Origin of the sequence: Saccharothrix espanaensis DSM 44229, assembly GCF_000328705.1 — a bacterium.
GTDB classification, from domain to species: Bacteria; Actinomycetota; Actinomycetes; order Mycobacteriales; family Pseudonocardiaceae; genus Actinosynnema; species Actinosynnema espanaense.
This window is the reverse complement of sequence record NC_019673.1, coordinates 2035639-2056400: the sequence shown is the minus strand read 5'-3', so window position 1 is coordinate 2056400 and position 20762 is coordinate 2035639. Positions and strand designations below refer to the sequence as shown.

Below are 20762 nucleotides of genomic sequence, written 5' to 3'. Positions count from 1 at the left end.
GCGACGCTCGTCCTGGTGTCCCTGTTCGTCTTCACCGCGCCCGCCGCCGCTCAGACCGGCACGCCACAACCGACGGCCGGGATCGAGATGGTGCGGATCGCGGATCGGGAGTATCCGCGGGTGAGGGTCGCGGATGGGCGGTGGTGGTATCTCGCGCCGAGCTGCCCGTGGCCTTCGGCGCAGGTCCCGGCGGACGCGGTGTGCGGTGGGGATCAGGCGATCCTGCGCGACGATGCCGAGTTGCGGTGCACGTTCATCGTCAACCACCGTAGGGAACTTTCGCCGCAGCGGGCGACGTGGCGCTTCTGCCTGACCCGCCCGCCGCTCTCGCCCGCCTACCACTGGACCGAGGAGCAGAACGAGCGCCGCATCGACCAGGTCCGTACCGCCGTGGGCTCCTGCGTGGGCACGAACAACGGGTGTATGGCGATGCAGTGGTGGCCGCGCGCGGGCGACGGAACCATCGACTGCGCCGCGATCCCCCGGGACAAGCTCGGCGACGCGCTCACGTCGGCGAGTTCGCAGGGCACCGACCGGCGGGTGATCGACCGGACCTGCGCGGTGCTCAACTCCTACCTCGCCCGCCGCGCTTTCCCTTCCGGGGTGACGGCGGCGGATCTGAATCTGGCCGGGCGGGTGGTCGCGGACGGTGTCCCGATCGGGACCGCGACCGGGTCGATGGAGTCGGTGGTGGACTGGGGCAAGGTCGGCGACAGCGTCGACGCGTTGTGTTCGATCCCGGCGAACGTGCTGACGATGGGCACGTTGTGCGTCGGCGCGACGGCGGCACAGGCCGGGGCGAAGTTGTGGGGTGCGATGGACTGCGCCACCGAGTTCGACAAGTGCCTCGCCGAGGCCGCCGCCCGCGCGATGCTCACCGGCCTGGAACTCACGTTGGACGCGTTGCGGCATCCGACCGCCGTGGATTTCGACGATCCGGGGTTGCGGTCGGTGCTGGGCGCGATCGGCACGGTCAGCGCCTACCTGGTGCTGCTGCTGTTCCTGGTCAACGCGGTGATCGCGGCGGTGCGGATGCGGACCCGGGAACTCGCCGAGGGCGCGCTCGGGCTGGTGAGGTGGGCATTCGGGCTGGGCGTGGGGTTGACGCTGGTCGCGTTGGCGGTATTCGTGTCCGACCGGGTCGCGGACTGGTTCGCCGGCGCGACCGCGGGGACCTCGGAGGTCGTGTACGCGCGGTTCTTCTCGCTGATGTACACCCTGGCCACCTCCGGCGGGGCCAACGCCACCGGCTGGCTGTTCGTGATGGTGGTGTGCCTGCTCGGCGCGTTCGCCTCCGGAATCGCCTACCTTCTATTGATCTTCCGCAAGGGCGCGATCGTGCTCGCGGTCGCGTTGATGGTGTTGCAGCTCGCCGGCGGCGCGGGCCCGAAAGGCACCCGGAAGTGGTCGCGCAAGGGCCTGTCGGTGCTGTGGGCGTGCATCATCGCCAAACCGTTGACCGTGATCGTGTTCCGGCTCGGCGAGACCTGGATCGGCCAGGGCCGAGGGCTCGGGGACCTGCTGCTCGGGGTCGGCACGCTCGGGGTGGCGGCGGTCGCGCCGTTCGTGGTGGTGAAGTGGTTCCCGCTCGACGGCGGCCCCGGCGGCGGTTCCTCGCGCGGGTCGCTGGCGATGACCACGGCCGCCGCGCTGTCCATGGTCGCCAACCGCGGCTCCACCGCCACCACCGCACTCAGGTCGGCCACCTCCTCCACCGCCCTACCCGCCGGCGGAGCCGGTGTCCGGCAACTCCCGGCCGGGCACACCCCTGGGCCCCGGTCGTCGCCCGCCGGCGGCGTGACGATCTCCACGCCGCCCCGGAACCCGTCCGCAGGTCGACCAGTTGGTGCTCAGCAGGTTCACCGGTCCGCGACGAGCAGCGCGTCGGGGATGCGGTCGGTGCTGACCAGCGCCGCGATCGCCGGGGCGGTGGGCGCGGTGGCGGGCCAAGTGGCGATGGACGGCGTGACTTCAGGCGGTGCCGACGACAGCCCCTACCCCGATCACCTGCCCTACCTCCCGCTGTCCACGGGAGCCAGCCGTTCGCCCGTACCGGGCACGCAGGAGCCCGGAAACGGCCCGTCCGGGCCGGCGACAGGAGGGGGTCGGTGGTGACCGCGATCCGTGTTCGCTTCTCCAAGCGACGCAGCGACGGCGTCCTGTGGGGCAAGACCTCCGCCCAACTCGTGTGTCTGGTGGTTGCGCTGTTCACCGCCGTCACCGGGCTGAACACCACCGGCGTGCTCAAAGCGGTGCCACTCGCCGTGGCGGGTCTGCTGGTCGCGGCAGCACTGGTGCCGGTTTTCGGACGGCCACTGGTGGACTTCGCTCCGATCCTGCTCGGGCGGCTGGTCACCCGGTCGACCGGCGAGCACGAATACCGAGGCGGCCCATTCCGCCTCCGACCCCACGAGAGGGTGCCCGACGGGCCGAAGCTGCCCGGTGATCTGTCGCGGCTGCGGTTCCACGCCTACCAGGTGGGCGAGGACCGCGACCGGGACCTCGGCGTCGTCACCGACACCCTCGACGGCGGCATGGCCGCCGCGCTGGAGATCGGCGCGGACACCTTCGCCCTGCTCGACACCGCCGAACAAGCCCACCGCGTCGTCGGATTCGGCGCGGTGCTCAACTCGCTGTGCCGCTCCGACAGCCCACTCTCCCGCATCCAGATCCTCCAGCGGGTGATCCCCGAGTCCGGCGACCCGGTCCGCCGGGAGTGGAACGTGCGCGGCGAGCACGCCAACCCGTTCGCCGCCGCCGCGTACGAGGAACTGATCGGCACGCACGGCCGCGCCGGCCAACGCCACGAGTCGTTCCTGATCCTCAAACTCGACCCCCGACGCGCCGGCGCACGCATCAAAGCCGCAGGAGGCGGCGCGGATGGCGCGGCCTCGGTGCTGTTCGCCGAGATCACCCGAGTCGAACGCGGCCTGCGGTCGGCCGGGATCACCGTGCGCGGCTGGCTACCCCCGCGCGGCTTGGCCTACCTCGTGCGCACCGCGTTCGACCCTGCTGCCACCGCGATGCTCGACCGGCGCGGCGGCGGACGTGGTGACCACGCCGGCGGCGACTCCGGCACGCCCTCCGGTGTCGACCCGAGCGCGTGTCACCCGATGGCCACCACCGCCGCCCGTACCCACTACGCGACCGACTCCGCCGTGCACCGGACGTGGTGGATCGCGGAATGGCCGCGCGCCGACAGCGGCGTCCCGGTCGGCTTCCTCGAACCGTTCCTGCTGCGCCTCACCTCCCGCCGCACCCTCTCCCTGGTACTGGAACCGATCCCCGCCCGCAGAGCCCAGACCCGCATCGACGTCGAGGCCGGGGCCGACGACGCCCGCGAGACCATGAACCGGCGCATCGACCGCCGCACCAAACGCTCCGACCGGCGCGAAGCCGAAGACCTGCACCGCCGCGAAGCCGAACTCGTCGAAGGCTTCGCCCACTTCCGGTTCCTCGGCTTCATCTCCATCACCGCCACCACCCGCGAGGAACTCGAAGTCGAGGCGGGCGCGGCCGAAGCAGCCCTCAACGAGTCCACGGTGGAACCCCACGTGCTGCACTGGGAACAGGACCAAGGCTTCTGGGCCGCCGCACTCCCCCTCGCCCGAGGTTTGCGATGACCGGCCACCGGGCTGAACAGGTCGGGGATGCGCTGCCCGGGTGGGTGCCGCGCCCGTGGCTGGGCCCCGTCGGACGGAGAGCGGGTCGGGTCGTCCACCGGATGCGGCTGCCCGCCCACGTCGAGTCCACCGCCCAGTTGCGCGGCGTCCTGCCGTGGCTGGCCGGGGTCGGCCTGCCGCCGGTCGGCACCTACATCGGGCAGGAACGGCTCTCCGGCAGCCCGTTCTGCTTCGACCCGTGGCGGCTCTACTCCCTCGGCCTGCTCCACGACGCCGGGATCTTCATCGCCGGCGTCATCGGCAGCGGCAAATCCGCCCTCGCCAAGTCGTTGTGCGTCCGTGGCGTCGCCTTCGGCCGCCGCTTCGCCGTACCCGGCGACATCCGCGGCGAATGGGTCCCAGTGGTCGACGCCCTCGGCGGCCGAGTCCTGCGCCTGGGGCCGGGCATGACCGAACGCCTCAACGCCCTGGCCCTCCCGCCCAAGCCCGAGGGCATGACCGACCAGCTGTGGTGGCCCATCGTCCGCTCCCACTGGGAGGAACTCCTCGCCGCCCTGATCCGCACCCTGCTCCCCGACCAACGCGCCCTGACCATGGACGAGCGCACCGCCCTGGAAACCGCCCTCACTGCCGCCACCGGGTGGCGCGACGTCGATGGCGACCTCACCCGCCTCCGCCCCATCCACCTCGGCCTTTTGGTCGACCTTCTGCTGGACCCCACCAAACGGATGGCCGAACTCCACCACCTCGACCAGGCGACGCTGCGCGACCGCACGCACGAGATCGGCCTCGCGATCCGTGCCCTGACCCGCGGCAGCCTGTCCGGACTCCTGGACGACATCCGTCCCGACAACCAACTCGACTGGCGCGACACCGCCACCGTCGTCGACATCAGCCGCGTCAAGACCAGCGACACCGCCGTCGCCCTGGTCATGGCCACCACCCAGTCGGTGATCGAACTGGCCTTCGCCCACCGCCCCGGCCACCGCTACACCGTCTACGACGAAGCCTGGCGCCTCAACAGGTTCCCCGCCCTCATGGCCCGCACCAACGCAGGCCAGAAAGTCTCCCGCGCCACCGGCAACGCCACCCTCCTCCTATGCCACCGCCTCACCGACCTCCTCGGCGGCACCCCAGAATCCCAGTACTACGGCCGCGCCCTACTCGCCGACTGCGGCACACGCATCCTCTACCGCCAACGCTCCGACCAACTCGCCACCACCGCCACCGAACTCCACCTCGACGACACCCAGACCACCCTGCTCACCCTCCTCGAACAGGGCACCGCCCTCTGGAAGATCAACGACTCCCCCTACCTCGTCGACCACACCGTCCTACGCGGCGGACACGAATGGGAACTCATCGACACCGACCAGACCATGCGCGACACCCCACACGAAACCGGCACCCCATGACCGGCCGCCGCGACCCGCACGGCGACGACCAACTCCTCGCCCTCGCGGTCGCCCTGTTCCTCGCGGTGCTCGCGGTCGGGCTGGTGACCGGCCTCGCGGTGGGCGGTGCGCTCACCGCCCTGCTGGATGGCCACGGCTGGACTTGGCGCGCCGCCGGGTGGGCACGCGCCACCGTCATCCTGCTGCGCGATCCAGCCGATCCGGGAGCAGCGTTCGGCCATCCCGACTCCCACCCCGCACTCTGGTGGACCGTCACCGGCCTGGTCGAACTGCTCGTATCAACCGCCACCACCGTCGCGACAGCCTTCGCCGCGCGCCGGCTGCGCCGCGAGGACACCCTGGCCACCGGCCGTCAACTCCGGCGGACACTCGGGGCCTCGGCCGCCCGCGCACGAGCCCGCCGCGCACGCCCCTCACTCACCGGCAACCTGGCCCGCCAGCAGATGTCGGAGATCGCCGTCCACATGGGCCGATCAGTCCACCACCGCATCGACCTCTACGGCCAACACGAAGACGCCGAACTCGTCATGGTCGGCACGAGACAAGGCAAAACCAACCGACGCATCATCCCCCGCGTCCTGGACGCCCCCGGCCCGGTCGTCACCACCTCCACCAAAGGCGACGTCCTCGCCGCCACCGTCGGCATCCGCGAACAACTCGGCCACGTCCACGTCTTCGACCCCGAAAACGTCACCGGCTGGCCCGAACCGATGCGCTGGAACCCCGTCACCGGCTGCCACGACCCCGACGAAGCCATCCGCCGAGCCCGCGAACTCGTCGCCGCCCGCCCCATGGACGGCACCACCAACGCCGGCTTCTTCACCGACTCCGCCGCCCGCGTCCTGCGCGCCTGGCTCCACGCCGCCGCCCTGTCCGGCAAAACCATGCGCGACGTGCTGGCCTGGTCATCACGCTGGACCGACGACGAACCCGCCACCATCCTGCGCCGGTCCCCCACCAGCGCCCATTGGGCCCACACTCTGCGCGACCTCACCACCAACACCGCAGGCGAAATGCTCGGCGGCATCGCCCAAACCCTCAACCTCGTCCTCGACCCGCTCAACTCCCCCGGCCTGCTCGACGCCTGCTCACCCCGCGCAGGCGAGCAGTTCGACGTCGCCCGGTTCCTCACCTCGCGCGACACCCTCTACATCATCAGCGAAGGCGGCGTCGGCTCCGCCGGACCACTCGCCTCCGCCCTCGCCCTGCACATCCACCACCAAGCCAAACGCCTCGCCACCCACTACCCCGACGGACGCCTCGACCCACCCCTACGCTGCCCCTGGGACGAAATCGGCAACGTCGCCGCCCCCGAAAACCTCGGCCAACTCGTCTCCGACTCCGGCGGACGCGGCATCCACATGATCCTCGCCTGCCAAGGACTCGGCCAACTCCAACGCCGCTGGGGCAAAGACCAAACAAGAGAAATCTGGAACTCCGTCACCACCCGCCTCATCCTCGGCGGCGTAGCCGAAGCCGACACCCTCGACGACCTCTCCCGTCTCGTCGGCGACACCCACACCCTCAACACCAGCGCCAGCACCGGCGAATTCCGACGCACCCGCTCCACCAGCTACACCTGGGAAAAAGCCCTCCGCATCGACCAGCTCCGCACCCTGCCCGACGGCCAAGCCCTCCTGCTCTACCGCAACACACCGGCCACCGTGGTCCACCTCGACGCCTGGTTCGAGCACGCCGACGCACAGCACCTGCACAAGCTCAAACAGCAGGCTGAGCAACGCATGGGACGCGTCGCGTCATGACCAACCCCACCCCCGCAGACCTGGCCAGAACGCTCGCCGAACTACGCACCCGGCACCTCGAACTCACCGACACCGTCGAACACCTCGTCGACGCACTCGAAACCCTCCACCCAAGCCAACCCCGCACCGAGCCGGGCGAATGGTCTTGGCAATACCTCGACACCGACCGCGCCACCACCCTCCGCCACCAACTCCACGACTTCGTCACCCACATCAACACCCGCGAAGAACTCCCACACCACCAACACATCCCACCCTGCTGGCACCACCACGGACGAGCAGTCGAAGACCTCACCGCCCTCTACGCCGCCTGGCAGGACGCCTACTACGACACCAACGGCCCCACCTCGGCTCTTATCCACTACCGCGACCGCTGGCTCTGGCCCACCCTCACCCGCCTCACCGACACCAACACCCCTCTACGCCGCTGCATCGACAAGAATCAGCACACCCCCTGGTACGAACCCACAACCACCGACTACCTCGACACCGACGGCCACCTGTACGACCGCAGCACCCAACTCACCGACCACGTCACGCGGGACATCACGACACGCCCACACGTCCTACCGGATACCCCCAGGCACGCAGAGTCGATCAACCAGTGACCTCCCCCGGACAACCGACTGACAGCCACACCAGACATAAACGAGACCACAATGTACAGAATCAATACTAGCCGGTAGCCCTGTAACCTCCCAGGTCAAGAAGCGTCTTCCCCGCGCACGCGGGGGTGGTCCGGCACCCGACGTGCCCCTCGCCGTGCACCGGCTGTCTTCCCCGCGCACGCGGGAGTGGTCCGTTGCAGACCACCAGCCGGGCCGGCCAGATCGAGTCTTCCCCGCGCACGCGGGGGTGGTCCCCTGCTGCGCTACGGCTACGACTACCCGCGCACGTCTTCCCCGCGCACGCGGGGGTGGTCCCGTGACGGCGGCTGCGGTGGCGGCCGGGTCGGGGTCTTCCCCGCGCACGCGGGGGTGGTCCGTCGACGGTCCACCATCGACGCCACGTGTCGGGGTCTTCCCCGCGCACGCGGGGGTGGTCCGCTGACGATGAACTGCCCGCCGGCGGTGATCTCGGTCTTCCCCGCGCACGCGGGGGTGGTCCCAGCGGCGTGATCCGGTCCGTCAGCGCGAGGTGGTCTTCCCCGCGCACGCGGGGGTGGTCCGCTTGTGCGGGCGCGGGTAGTCGCGGGCGTGCTTGAAGTCTTCCCCGCGCACGCGGGGGTGGTCCCACCGAGGCGGTGGCGCGCAAGGCGCGGCACGAGTCTTCCCCGCGCACGCGGGGGTGGTCCGTTCTGGCGCGACACGGTCGCCCACCCGAACTGGTCTTCCCCGCGCACGCGGGGGTGGTCCCTCGCCGACGAGGAAGAGACGCTGGCCAAGGCCGTCTTCCCCGCGCACGCGGGGGTGGTCCGCCCGCCAACCTCAAGGGCTTGGTCGGCGACGTGGTCTTCCCCGCGCACGCGGGGGTGGTCCTCCGCCAACCTCAAGGGCTTGGTCGGCGACGTGGTCTTCCCCGCGCACGCGGGGGTGGTCCTCCGCCGCGGCCGCTGCCGCCGCCTGCGTCGCGGTCTTCCCCGCGCACGCGGGGGTGGTCCGGCCGGCCGGTCTGGGCGGTCACCTTCACCATCGTCTTCCCCGCGCACGCGGGGGTGGTCCGTCGGTCTGGATCGTCGTGAGGTTCACGCCGCCGTCTTCCCCGCGCACGCGGGGGTGGTCCGGAGCCCGCCCGTGATCCGCAGTCAACCAGTCGGTCTTCCCCGCGCACGCGGGGGTGGTCCCAGCGCGACCAGAACGCAGCACCGGCGGCCGCCGTCTTCCCCGCGCACGCGGGGGTGGTCCCGCGCGTGTTCCGAAGGCCGAGGCACAACGTTTGTCTTCCCCGCGCACGCGGGGGTGGTCCGTCTGGGCACCCGCCATAAAGCATCAACAATCCGTCTTCCCCGCGCACGCGGGGGTGGTCCTGGAAGTGGGCCACCGTGTGGCGGCCCACGGCGGTCTTCCCCGCGCACGCGGGGGTGGTCCCGGCTGGCGCTGCCTGCGCCGAGGCGTCGCACGGTCTTCCCCGCGCACGCGGGGATGGTCCCAGCCCGGTTGCCGTGCAGGCACCCGCCACGACGTCTTCCCCGCGCACGCGGGGGTGGTCCGAAGCTGGCCGAGGCGTGCGCATCAGACCCCGCGTCTTCCCCGCGCACGCGGGGGTGGTCCCGTCGTCGTCTCCCCGCCACCTCGGCCGCCGGGGTCTTCCCCGCGCACGCGGGGGTGGTCCGCCAACCTCGCCGCCGGACAAACCGGCCACCGCGTCTTCCCCGCGCACGCGGGGGTGGTCCGCCAACCTCGCCGCCGGACAAACCGGCCACCGCGTCTTCCCCGCGCACGCGGGGGTGGTCCGCCAACCTCGCCGCCGGACAAACCGGCCACCGCGTCTTCCCCGCGCACGCGGGGGTGGTCCGCCAACCTCGCCGCCGGACAAACCGGCCACCGCGTCTTCCCCGCGCACGCGGGGGTGGTCCCAGGTGCTGCTCGAACGGGCGGTTGGACCACAGGTCTTCCCCGCGCACGCGGGGGTGGTCCTACTACGACGCGAATTTGGCGGTCTAGATGGCAGTCTTCCCCGCGCACGCGGGGGTGGTCCGGCCCGACTGACCGGGGCGGCCGGGCTCACCGGGTCTTCCCCGCGCACGCGGGGGTGGTCCTCCGGGTCATCGCCCCGCCTCCTCGTCGCCACCGTCTTCCCCGCGCACGCGGGGGTGGTCCCACCGCGCTGAACTCGCGGACCCGGCCTACCTGGTCTTCCCCGCGCACGTGGGGGTGGTCCGGCCGCTCACAAGCTCGTGCTGGGCACTGGGCCGGTCTTCCCCGCGCACGCGGGGTGGTCCGCAGCGGCGACGAGAAGAACTTGACCTTGCGGCGTCTTCCCCGCGCACGCGGGGTGGTCCGCGCGCGCCTGGTGCCGGTCGCCAGGTCGACCGGTCTTCCCCGCGCACGCGGGGGTGGTCCGGGTCTGATCCCCGGATTCGAGGGCCACGCGGAGTCTTCCCCGCGCGCGCGGGGGTGGCCCCTCGGGCCCGGCAGGCGCGGCGGTGCTGCCCGTGTCTTCCCCGCGCACGCGGGGGTGGTCCGCCCTCGTCGCAGTGCAGTCGCAGGGCTGCCTGGTCTTCCCCGCAAACGCGGGGGTGGTCCCCCGTCCCCGGCGACGAGGACCAAGGCGCCAACGTCTTCCCCGCGCACGCGGGGATGGTCCCGCGCGGCGGCCTCGTAGGCGGTGGCGCGTTGTCCGTCTTCCCCTCGCAGGCGGGGATGTTCCCCAGATCGCGGCGCGAGGCCCGGCACGGCTCGGGTCTTCTCCGCGCAGGCGGGGATGGTTCGGACCCGTACACGCTACGAAGTCCGGCAAGGCGAGGCCTTGCGCGCGCGGGACGGGCATCGTCCGGACAGCCTTGGTGGCCCGGTTCGCGGATTGGACCGGCCCGCGTTCTGGTCTTCATCGTGTGACCGGGGTTCGGATCGATCGTGTGGCCTGTTGATGTACAGCCTGGCCTCCCTCGACCAGAGCGGGGGTCGGGCCCGCTGCGGACTGGCGCACCTCGTCTTCCTTGCGCATACCTGAGTGGTTCGTGTAGGAGACTCTCGCGGAGCGCAGCGTCTCCTATTAACCGTCCCGGTATCTCTCGGAACTCGACTGTCCCGAAACTCTCCACAGATAGGATGTCTCCAAGTTGCGGCACAACGCCTTTCCCCACGGAGACATCTCATCGCAAAGACACTTTCGCCGAAGAGTCGACACGCACTGATACGAGCCAATACCTAGTTCTTAAGCCGCAGGGCCGGTTTGCCTTGAACCGTCCGGCTCGATACAGTCACCGACCGGCCGACCGGTTCGTATAGATGGGAGATGCATAAGTCGCGGATAAGGCGCGGTGCGGTCCCGTTGACGCACGATGGGGTGTTCCAAGTCGGCGCGCACTGCAACGAGCAGATATCAGCCGATATTCATCCCCGCCCACGCGGGGCTGCGTGAACAACGACGTTCGCGCTGGCGACACGAACAGATCGCCGAACTGTTGAAAAACGAGCGGCCCTCGACGAACTTCGCAGGCACATCGAGGGCCGCTCTGCCCCGCTTGGAAAAATACGGAAAGGAGGCGTCCCACATGCTACGGCAGACGCCCGCGACCCGAGGGACCCACACCGACAGCCTCGTCCCAGGCAGGTCCATGTTGATCCTGTTCGTCGCGTCGATCTTGAGCCTGTTGCCCGCGATCGCAGCCGGGGTGACGACGTGGGGAGTGCTGAGCGTGCTCCTCGCGACCAGGATCCCGCTGGCGATGGTGGCCACCATGACCACCGGCCTGTCGGTGTACCTGATGCTGTTGATCAACATCTCGGGTCGCTTGAACAGGGCGGTGTCCTAGGCGGTCGGGCGGCTCGGGCCCATACACCGGTCCGAGCCGTCGGCCTAGGACGTACCCGACACCCCCTACGTGGTTCGGAGATTCCGAGGCCGCATCGACCGCGTTTCGCATCGAGAGTCCCGACTCCGCTTGTTTACGCAGTAGTGCGGTTCTCGGTTGCTCCATATGGGTGCTTTCCGGTGTAGGTCGCCTGGTGCGGCGTGTGGGTCCGGTTAGTTTGCTGTCCCGTTGTCGTGGAGAGGGTTGTGCGTGTCGTGATCGATTGGCGTGTGGTGTGGGCCAAGTCGGTCACGGATGCGCACGGGGAGCCGACGCATTGGTTGCCATTGCAACAGCATTTGGACGATTCGGCGTTGGTGGCTGCGCGTTTGGTGGACGAGTGGGTGTCACCGCAGGTCGTTGACCGGATCGCCCAGGACCTTCCGGATGGTGTCGGCGGTGTGCGGGTGCTATGTCGCTGGCTGGCTGCGTGTCATGACGTGGGCAAGGCCAGCCCGGCGTTCGCCGTCCAGGTGCCGGAGTTCGCGGATCGTATGCGTGACGCGGGGGTGGTCGCGGACCCGATGTTGTTGTCGCATCCTCAGCGGAGTCGGGTGAATCACGCGCTGGTGGGCTATTTCGCGGTGCGTGACTTCCTGCGGGTGTCGTTCGGCGACGCACGGAGCGTGGTGGCCGAGCAGTTGGCGGGAGTGGTGGCCAGTCATCACGGGGTTCCGCCTGAACGGTCGGTGTTGAAGGAGGTCGGTCGCGCGTCGGAGTTGGTCGGTACCGGGGTGTGGGAGCAGGCCAGGACGTTCTTCCTGGAACGTGCGTCCACCGGGGTTGAGTTGGCTCGGTACCGGGACGTTCGGTTGAGTATGCCGAGTCAGGTGTTGTTGACCTCGATCGTGATCATCGCGGATTGGATCGCGTCGAACGCGGAGTTTTTTCCGTTGCTGGAGGCTCACGAACCTCCGGAGGAGTTCGATACTGCCGCGCGGTTGGACGTGGCGTGGCAGCGTCTGGGGTTGCCTGCGCGGTGGCGTGCGCGGCCGGTGGGTTCCGATGTGGATGCGGCTTTCCGTGCCCGGTTCAGGCCGGAGGCGGTCGGGGCTCGGCCGGTGCAGGTCGCGGCGGTCGAAGTGGCTGCGGCTCAGGGGCGGGCGGGGTTGCTGATCGTCGAGGCGCCGATGGGGGTCGGGAAGACGGAGGCGGCGTTGTTGGCCGCTGAGGAGTTGGCGGCGCGGACGGGCGCGGACGGGTGTTTCGTGGCGTTGCCGACGCAGGCGACGAGCGATGCGATGTTCGGCCGGGTGCGTCGGTGGCTTGATGTCCTGCCGGGTCTGGCGGGCGCTGTGAGCGTGACGTTGGCGCATGGCAAGGCGTCGCTGAACGAGGAGTTCGACGGTTTGGTCCGGCGCGGCTGGTTCGCGTCGATCGGCCAGGACGTGGGCGACGGTCCGTTCGCGCATTCGTGGATGAGCGGACGGAAGAAGGGCGTGCTGGCCTCCTTCGTGGTCGGGACGATCGACCAGGTGTTGTTCGCGGGCTTGAAGAGTCGGCACTTGATGCTGCGGCACTTGGGGTTGGCGGGCAAGGTCGTGGTGATCGACGAGGTGCACGCCTACGACGTGTACATGTCGCAGTATCTGGGCAGGGTGCTGCAGTGGCTTGGCGCGTACCGTGTTCCGGTCGTGTTGTTGTCTGCGACGTTGCCCGTGCAGCGGCGAGCGCAGCTGGTCGCGGCGTACGAGGGCTCTGCCGTCGTGGCGCCGGTGGAGTTGGGGTACCCGGTGATCGTCGGCTCCGGTGGAGTCGAGCCGAGGACTATGCCGTTGCCGGAGCCTGGTATCGACGTGGACGTGGATAAGCTTCCCGACGACTTGGACGCGCTGGTCGGCTACCTCCGGAACGGACTCCGGGACGGTGGGTGCGCGGTCGTCGTTCGCAACACCGTGACCCGGGTCCAGGAGACCGCGGCGCGGTTGGAGGAGGAGTTCGGGGAGGACAGCGTCACGATCGCCCATTCCCGTTTCCTGGCCTGTGATCGCGCGCGGATCGACCTGGGGTTGTTGCGGCGGTTCGGCCCGGACGGTGAACGTCCCGGCTTGCACGTCGTGGTGGCATCGCAGGTGGTGGAGCAGTCTCTGGATGTGGATTTCGACGTGATGGTCACCGATCTGGCGCCGATGGACCTGGTGCTGCAACGTTTGGGGCGCCTGCACCGTCATGGGCGGACGAGGCCGGCGTCGGTGTCCCGTGCGCGGTGCGCGGTGGTGGGAGTCGAGGACTGGGCCGGTGATCCGGTGCGTGCGGTGGCGGGTTCGCGGCGGGTTTACGGGGAGCACTTGTTGTTGCGGTCGGCGGCGTTGTTGGTCGACCGGGCTGCGGTGACGTTGCCCGCCGAGATCTCCACGCTGGTGCAGGCCGCCTACGGATCCGGGCCGATCGGTCCGGCGTCGTGGCAGCGGTCGATGGAGGACGCCCGGTCGGATGCCGAGCGTGCTGAGCGGGACAGGTCCGACGCGGCCCGGACGTTCCTGCTCGGCGAGGTCGGATCGGACGGCGAGTCGTTGGTGGGGTGGATCCGGGCCGGGGTCGGTGAGGCCGAGGACGACCCGCGGGGTGCGGCGCAGGTGCGGGACGGCGCGGAATCGTTGGAAGTACTCGTGGTCCAGAGCGACGGGCGTGGTGGCCTGACGACCCCGTCGTGGATCGGACCGGCTGGCGATGAGCCGATTCCTGTCGACCTGGCCATGGAACACCGTCAGGCCAAAGTGATCGCGGCGTGCGCACTGCGACTTCCGGTGGCGATGAGCAATCCCGGTGTCGATCTGGACGTCATCACGGCGTTGGAGGCGAACCGGATCACCAGCTTCCACCTGTCACCGCTGCTGCGCGGGCAGTTGGTCCTCGTGCTGGGCGGGGACCGCACGGCCGAGATCAAGCATGGCAAAGCCCATTTCCACCTGACCTACGACCCGCGCAAGGGATTGATGCATGAGCGGGGCTGACTTCACCGGATTCGACCTGATCGACCGGCCGTGGCTGTTGGCCAGGACGTTGACCGGTGACAGGGTCGAACTGCCCTTGCTGGAGACCGTTCGGCAGGCACACCGCCTGGCAGGACTGGTCGGCGAGGTGCCCACCCAGGTGTTCGCGTCGACCCGGCTGTTGCTGGCGGTCCTTCACCGCGCGATCGACGGGCCGCGGGATCCTGGACACTGGGAGCGCCTGTGGTCGGCCGCGGAGTTGCCGGTCGACCACGTCGCGGACTACCTGGACCGCCACCGCGATCGGTTCGACCTGCTGGACGTGAAGGCACCCTTCATGCAGGTCGCCGGTCTGCACACGGCGAAGGACGAGGTCGCGGAGTTGGCGCGGCTGATCGCCGACGTGCCCAACGGACACCCGTTCTTCACCAACAGGTTGGGCGAGGTGACGTCGTTGTCCTTCGCGGAAGCGGCACGGTGGATCGTCCACTGCCACGCGTTCGACCCGTCGGGGATCAAGTCGGGCGCAGTGGGCGACGAACGGGTCAAGCAGGGCAAGGGGTATCCGATCGGCACGGGTTGGTCGGGTTACCTCGGCGGGGTCCTGCCCGAGGGGCGCACCCTGCGGGACACCCTGCTGCTGAACCTCATCCCCCACAGCGGCGGGCAGGGCTCGGACGAGACAGACCGACCCGTGTGGGAGCGGGAACCAGTCGGCCCGGCCGAAGAGGTCGACGGGGGACGGACACCGACTGGGCGGGTCGACCTCTACACGTGGCAGAGCCGCCGGATCAGGCTCGCGCACGATGGCACGCGCGTCACCGGAGTGCTGATCTGCAACGGCGAGCGGATCACGCCGCAAAACAAGCATCCGGTCGAACCGCACACGGCGTGGCGGCGCAGCACCGCGCAGGAGAAGAAGCTGCGTCAGCACGTGGTCTACATGCCCCGCGAGCATGACCCGGAGAAGGCCGTGTGGCGTGGTCTTCAACCGATGCTTCCCGGCGCGGCCGCGGCCCAGGGTTCCGAAGCCGCACCGTTTCTCACTCCGAGCGTCCTCGAATGGATCGCCGAGGTCGACGACACCATCGGCGAGGACTACCCGATCCGGCTACACACCATCGGGATGAGCTACGGCCCCCAGAGCGCCACCACGGTGGAGATCGTGGCCGACTCGGTGAGGTTGCACGCCGTGCTGCTCCGACGCGACGCCGGCAACCTGGTGGACACGGCCGTGCAGTGCGTGCGGGACGCGGAAGCGGCAGCCCGCGCGCTGGGCAAGCTGGCCCGCAACCTCGGGGAGGCCGCAGGCTACCGGCCCAACCGCAAGGCCGGACCCGGCGACCGCGACGGACCGAGGGACGGCGCGGTCGAGTTGGCCTACGCCACGCTGGACCCGTTAATCCGCTCGTGGCTGTGGACGTTGACCCGGGACACCCCGCCGTTGGAGGTGCACGCCGTGTGGCACCGGACGGCGTGGACGGCGATTCACCGGCTGGGCTCGGACATGGTGGGCCGCGCTCCGTTGACGGCCTGGGCCGGGCGGGTAGTGGACGGCAAGCGGTTGATGACTTCCTCGCACGCCCACCGGTTTTTCCTCGCCGACCTGCGTGCCGCACTGCCCTTCTCCCAGACCGACACCACGGAGGTGACCCGATGACCACGACGACCACTCCCGCGAAAGGATCGGCACAACCACGATGGGCCGACCTCGGGCCGGTCGGCGACGTGGTGCATTCCAGAGTGCAGCAGTTGCAGGAAGGCGTGCTGACGAATCGGTCGGCAGCGGTGGCCGGGCTCGCGAGGCTGCGGCGGGGTGTAGGCAAACCGGCGGGCACCGTGCATGAGGTGTTGCAGTACACCGTCTCCGACAGGTTCGCCGGTCCCGACGCCGGTGACGAGCCCACCGCCGGGGAGAAGGCCGCGCACGTTGCGTTGACGCTGTTCGCACTGCACCAGCAGTCCCAGCGCACTCGGATGCACCAGCGGGGTTTCGGTCTGGGGCGTTCGATGCGCCTGTTGCACCCGAAGGAGTTCGAAGCGGACGTGCCGCCGGTCCTGCGGCGCTTTCAGGCCCTGGGCACCTCGGAAAGCCCGGAAGAGCTGGTCCACCACCTGCGTGGGGTGGTCCAACTCCTGCGTGCCAACGGCATCCCGCTGGACTACGGCGCCCTGGCCGACGATCTCGTGCAGTGGCAACGACGTGGCGGCGCGTCGCGCGTCAGGCTGCGGTGGGGACGCGACTTCTACCGCGCACCCCGCGACAACGGCGCTTCCTCCGGCATACCGGCGTCCTCCGCCGACTCCGTCTCCGAGAACGACTGATCCGACAGCAGTGAAAGGCTTCTCCGTGCCTCGTACCATCATCGACTTCCACATCGTGCAGACCGTGCCGCCCAGCAACATCAACAGGGACGACACCGGCAGCCCCAAGACCGCCATCTACGGCGGGCGACGCCGGGCACGGGTGTCGAGCCAGGCGTGGAAGCGTGCCACCCGCGATGCGTTCGACAGTTTGCTCGACACGAACGAGCTGGGTGTGCGGACCAAGCGCGTGGTGGAACTGCTGGCCGAGGAGATCCTCCGGCAGAACGCCGGACTCGCCGACCGTGCCCGGGAACTGGCCGAGACGGTGCTCACCGCTGCGGGGATCAAGATCACCGCCGCGCGCAAGAGCGACGCTCCGCGTGAATCGGGCTACCTGCTGTTCCTGAGCAACAGGCAGGTCTCCGGTCTGGCCGAACTCGCCGTCGACGCCGCCGCTGCGGCCGGGGACGGAAAGGTCGAGATCAGTAAGCAGGACGCGCGGGCGCGAGCGGACCGTGAACACTCCGTGGACGTGGCGCTGTTCGGCCGGATGGTGGCCGATGCCAGTGATCTCAATGTCGACGCCGCCTGCCAGGTGGCGCACGCGTTGAGCGTGCACGCCGTGGACAACGAGTACGACTACTTCACGGCCGTCGACGACCACAAGAACCGTGACGAGGAAGAGGACGCCGGTGCGGGCATGATCGGCACGGTGGAGTTCAACTCCTCCACCCTCTACCGCTACGCCACCGTCGACGTGGACCGGCTGCACGACAACCTCGGCGATCCCGCCGCGACCACGCGCGCGGTGGAGGCCTTCACGAGGGCGTTCGTGTCGAGTATGCCCACCGGCAAGCAGAACACCTTCGCCAACCGCACCCTGCCCGACGCCGTACTGGTCGTGGTCCGCGAAACCCAGTCGATCAACCTGGTCGGGGCGTTCGAGGAAGCGGTCGAGGACGACGCCGACGGCGGCCGGGTCGTGGCCGCGATCGCGCGCCTGGCCGACCACGCCCGCGAACTGCACGAGGCCTACGACGAACGGCCCGTGGCCGCGTGGGTATTCGGTGTCGGGGAGAAGAAGACCGCTCCCCTGGCGGAGCTAGCGCAGCGTGCCACGTTCGATCCGACGGTGCGCGCCGTCGGCGCCCTGGTCGCCGAGCGCCTGCCGGAGCACACGTGACCACCCTGCTGTTGCGGTTGGCCGCCCCACTCCAGTCCTGGGGCACCAGCAGCCGCTTCGTCCGGCGCACCACCGACCGCTCCCCCAGCCGCAGCGGTGTCATCGGGATGCTCGCAGCCGCGCAGGGACGGCGACGCACCGATCCGCTGGAAGACCTGCTGGAGCTGCGCGTCGGCGTCCGCGTCGACCAGACCGGACAGATGGAGCGGGACTTCCAGACCGCGCGCACCCGTGACGGCTCGACGTCGATGCCGCTGTCCTACCGGTTCTACCTGGCCGACGCGGTGTTCGCGGTGGCGGTCGAAGGCGACGCCGACCTGTTGCAAGGCCTGGACCAGGCGCTGCGCGCCCCGGCCTTCCCGCTGTACCTGGGCAGGCGTTCCTGCCCGCCCGCAGGACGGCTTCTGCACGGCCTGGACGGGGGAACCGTCCGCGAACGCCTGACAGCCGCACCCTGGCTCGCCTCGCCGTACGTGCAACGCCGCCACACCGGCGCGTCCATCGACCTGGACATCGTCGTGGACTGCCCCGCGGACGCGGAGGACGCCGAGCTGGTGCGCGACGAACCGATCAGCTTCGACCCACGTGAGCGTCAATACGGCTGGCGCACCGTCCACCGCGACCGGGTGAGGGTCGCCAATCCCGCGATCGTCGCCCCCACTCCGACCACCGACCCGTACGATCCGATGGCGGCGTTCGAGGAAATCTCCTGATGCACCTGACCCGATTCGAGATCAACCCCGCCCGCCGCGCCGCCCGCGACCTGCTCGCCTCGCCGCAGAAGATCCACGCGGCGGTCATGGCCGCCTTCCCCTCCACGGCCAACGCGGCGGAGGCCGGACGCGTCCTATGGCGGATCGACCGCCATCAACACCAAATCCTGCTCTACCTGGTCAGCCCCGCACGCCCGGACCTCACCCACCTCGTGGAACAGGTCGGCTGGCCCACCACCCACACCTGGGACACCCGCGACTACCGGCCGCTGCTCGACCGGATCACCACCGGCCAGGAGTGGGCCTTCCGGCTCACCGGCAACCCCGTCGGCAACCGCCGCAAGGACCCGAACTCCACGCGCTCCCAACGTTTCGGGCACGTCACCGCGGCCCAGCAGACCGCGTGGCTGCTCGCCCGCGCCGAACGCCACGGCTTCACCGTCCCACTCGGGGAACACAAGGAACCCGATGTCGCCGTGCGCGGGCGCGAGACCCTGACCTTCTCCCGGCAACGCGCCACGGTCACCCTGTCCACGGCCGTGTTCGAAGGCCGCCTGGAGATCGCCGATCCCGACGCCTTGCGCGCCGCGATGACCACCGGCATCGGGCCCGCCAAGGGCTACGGCTGCGGACTGCTCACCCTGGCCCCGGTCTGCCGTGCCTGACATCCCCGGCGCACGACCGGTACCCCTGTCCCAACTGCTCCGCGCCCAGGACCGCATCTCCTTCCTCTACCTGGAACACTGCGTCGTCCACCGCGAGGACAACGCGATCACCTCGACCGACAAACGCGGCACCGTCCACATCCCCGCCGCCACGCTCGGCGCGCTCCTGCTCGGCCCCGGGACCACCGTCAGCCAACAGGCCATGGTCCTGCTCGCCGAAAGCGGATCCACCGCCGTATGGGTCGGCGAACACGGCGTGCGCTACTACGCCCACGGCCGCTCCCTCGCCCGTACCTCACGACTGCTGGAGATCCAGGCCCGTCTCGTCTCCGACAACCGCACCCGACTGCGCGTCGCCCGACAGATGTACGCCCTGCGCTTCCCCGGCGAGGACACCACCGGCCTCACCATGCAGAAACTACGAGGCCGCGAAGGCGCACGCGTCCGCCGCCTCTACCGCGACCACGCCCGCCGCGCCGGCGTCGACTGGCAACGCCGCGACTACGACCCCGACGACTTCGACGGCGGCACCCCGATCAACCAGGCCCTGTCCGCCGCCAACACCAGCCTCTACGGCGTCGTGCACGCGGTCATCGTCGCACTCGGGTGCGCACCCGGCCTCGGATTCGTCCACACAGGACACGTCAAGTCGTTCGTCTACGACATCGCCGACCTCTACAAAGCCGAGATCAGCATCCCCGTCGCCTTCGACATCACCGCACGCGAGGTCGCCGACATCGGCACCGAGACCCGCCGGGCCGTCCGCGACCGGATGCGCGACGGCACCTTCCTCCAAACCTGCGTCCGTGACATCAAGACCCTGCTCACCGAAGACGACGACCTCGTGGAATACGGGCCCGAGTCGTTCGACGAACCGCTCGACGCGCACAACGTCGTCATGCTGTGGGACGACAACGGCCGGGCCGTCGCCGGCGGCACCAACTACCACGACGAGGACGACCTGTGACCGTCCTCGTCGTCGCCGCCTGCCCCGTCGGCCTCCGAGGACACCTCACCCGCTGGCTGCTGGAGATCTCCCCCGGCGTCTTCGTCGGCACCATCAACACCCGCGTCCGCGAACTCGTCTGGGCCCGCGTGATCGACATGGTCCGCACCGGCCGCGCGATCATGGTCCACCACGCCGACAACGAACAAGGCCTCGACTTCACAGTCCACGAACACAACTGGCACCCCGTCGACTTCGACGGCGTCCAACTCATGCTCCGGCCCCACCACGCCACACCCGACGACCCCGACACCGCGCCCACCAAGAACTGGAGCAACGCCGCCCGCCGACGCCGCTACGGCAAACGCTGACCCTGGCCTCGTCCGCACCCACCCTGCCGAACCACAGCACACCGCACACCAGACAACGCTTCCGACCATGCTCAAGCACCCCTTGGCAACAGAGCGTCGGAACGCCACCACAGACACCCCTGATCCGCCCGAACCACCCAGGCGAACAGCCAAGTCATCACGGCCCGGCGAGCTGGCCGGGCCGCAGGGCTCGAACGTCGGCAAGCGGTCAGCCAGACGCGCACACCGGACGGGACAAACCATTCCGAGACAGGCGTGAACCGAATCAAAACACGCGGAGAACGCCACAAATCCCCTGGTCAAGAAGTGTCTTCCCCGCGCGAGCGGGGGTGGTCCGCCGTGCACGAGTACCTACGCGGCGCCCGGGATGTCTTCCCCGCGCGAGCG

The 20762-nt window shown here is 69.8% G+C and carries 14 protein-coding genes and 2 CRISPR repeat arrays (1 of these 16 running past the window's edge); all 14 genes read left to right on the top strand.

The window, feature by feature from the left end:
• The first annotated feature begins 15 nt into the window (after positions 1 to 15).
• The 14 genes from BN6_RS09725 to cas2e all read left to right on the top strand — a co-directional run bounded on the left by BN6_RS09725 (position 16) and on the right by cas2e (position 20375).
• Positions 16 to 2115 carry a hypothetical protein gene (locus BN6_RS09725; protein WP_148302793.1) on the top strand — a complete coding sequence of 700 codons (2100 nt, stop codon included), beginning with the start codon at positions 16 to 18 and terminating at the stop codon, positions 2113 to 2115.
• On the top strand, positions 2109 to 3623 hold the full coding sequence (locus BN6_RS49510; RefSeq protein WP_015099412.1) for an SCO6880 family protein: 1515 nt from the start codon (positions 2109 to 2111) through the stop codon (positions 3621 to 3623). The genes BN6_RS09725 and BN6_RS49510 overlap by 7 nt, the downstream gene beginning before the upstream one ends.
• A gap of 137 nt (positions 3624 to 3760) precedes the next feature.
• On the top strand, positions 3761 to 5038 hold the full coding sequence (locus BN6_RS45440; protein WP_148302792.1) for an ATP-binding protein: 1278 nt from the start codon (positions 3761 to 3763) through the stop codon (positions 5036 to 5038).
• Positions 5035 to 6801: a type IV secretory system conjugative DNA transfer family protein gene (locus BN6_RS45435; RefSeq protein ID WP_015099410.1), complete on the top strand. Its 1767-nt coding sequence runs from the start codon at positions 5035 to 5037 to the stop codon at positions 6799 to 6801. Before BN6_RS45440 ends, BN6_RS45435 begins: the two co-directional genes overlap by 4 nt.
• Positions 6798 to 7409 carry a DUF4913 domain-containing protein gene (locus tag BN6_RS09700; RefSeq protein WP_015099409.1) on the top strand — a complete coding sequence of 204 codons (612 nt, stop codon included), beginning with the start codon at positions 6798 to 6800 and terminating at the stop codon, positions 7407 to 7409. Before BN6_RS45435 ends, BN6_RS09700 begins: the two co-directional genes overlap by 4 nt.
• 104 nt (positions 7410 to 7513) lie before the next feature.
• Positions 7514 to 10171: a CRISPR direct-repeat array (repeat unit 28 nt; unit sequence GTCTTCCCCGCGCACGCGGGGGTGGTCC).
• 849 nt (positions 10172 to 11020) lie between these two features.
• On the top strand, positions 11021 to 11218 hold the full coding sequence (locus BN6_RS09695; RefSeq protein WP_148302791.1) for a hypothetical protein: 198 nt from the start codon (positions 11021 to 11023) through the stop codon (positions 11216 to 11218).
• A 245-nt stretch (positions 11219 to 11463) separates the two neighbouring features.
• On the top strand, positions 11464 to 14211 hold the full coding sequence (locus BN6_RS09690; RefSeq protein WP_015099406.1) for a CRISPR-associated helicase/endonuclease Cas3: 2748 nt from the start codon (positions 11464 to 11466) through the stop codon (positions 14209 to 14211).
• On the top strand, positions 14198 to 15850 hold the full coding sequence (gene casA / locus BN6_RS09685) for a type I-E CRISPR-associated protein Cse1/CasA (protein ID WP_015099405.1): 1653 nt from the start codon (positions 14198 to 14200) through the stop codon (positions 15848 to 15850). Before BN6_RS09690 ends, casA begins: the two co-directional genes overlap by 14 nt.
• A complete protein-coding gene (gene casB / locus BN6_RS09680) occupies positions 15847 to 16515 on the top strand; it encodes a type I-E CRISPR-associated protein Cse2/CasB (protein ID WP_015099404.1) in 669 nt (222 codons plus the stop codon). Before casA ends, casB begins: the two co-directional genes overlap by 4 nt.
• A 25-nt stretch (positions 16516 to 16540) precedes the next feature.
• Positions 16541 to 17680 carry a type I-E CRISPR-associated protein Cas7/Cse4/CasC gene (cas7e, locus tag BN6_RS09675; RefSeq protein WP_015099403.1) on the top strand — a complete coding sequence of 380 codons (1140 nt, stop codon included), beginning with the start codon at positions 16541 to 16543 and terminating at the stop codon, positions 17678 to 17680.
• Complete coding sequence (gene cas5e / locus BN6_RS09670; RefSeq protein ID WP_015099402.1) at positions 17677 to 18393, top strand: type I-E CRISPR-associated protein Cas5/CasD; 717 nt, start codon at positions 17677 to 17679, stop codon at positions 18391 to 18393. Before cas7e ends, cas5e begins: the two co-directional genes overlap by 4 nt.
• Positions 18393 to 19058, top strand: coding sequence for a type I-E CRISPR-associated protein Cas6/Cse3/CasE (cas6e, locus tag BN6_RS09665; protein ID WP_015099401.1), 666 nt, complete (start codon positions 18393 to 18395; stop codon positions 19056 to 19058). Before cas5e ends, cas6e begins: the two co-directional genes overlap by 1 nt.
• Positions 19051 to 20025 carry a type I-E CRISPR-associated endonuclease Cas1e gene (cas1e, locus tag BN6_RS09660; RefSeq protein WP_015099400.1) on the top strand — a complete coding sequence of 325 codons (975 nt, stop codon included), beginning with the start codon at positions 19051 to 19053 and terminating at the stop codon, positions 20023 to 20025. Before cas6e ends, cas1e begins: the two co-directional genes overlap by 8 nt.
• Positions 20022 to 20375 carry a type I-E CRISPR-associated endoribonuclease Cas2e gene (gene cas2e, locus BN6_RS09655; RefSeq protein WP_015099399.1) on the top strand — a complete coding sequence of 118 codons (354 nt, stop codon included), beginning with the start codon at positions 20022 to 20024 and terminating at the stop codon, positions 20373 to 20375. Before cas1e ends, cas2e begins: the two co-directional genes overlap by 4 nt.
• Before the next feature lie 308 nt (positions 20376 to 20683).
• Positions 20684 to 20762: a CRISPR direct-repeat array (repeat unit 28 nt; unit sequence GTCTTCCCCGCGCGAGCGGGGGTGGTCC); it runs 1905 nt beyond the window's last position.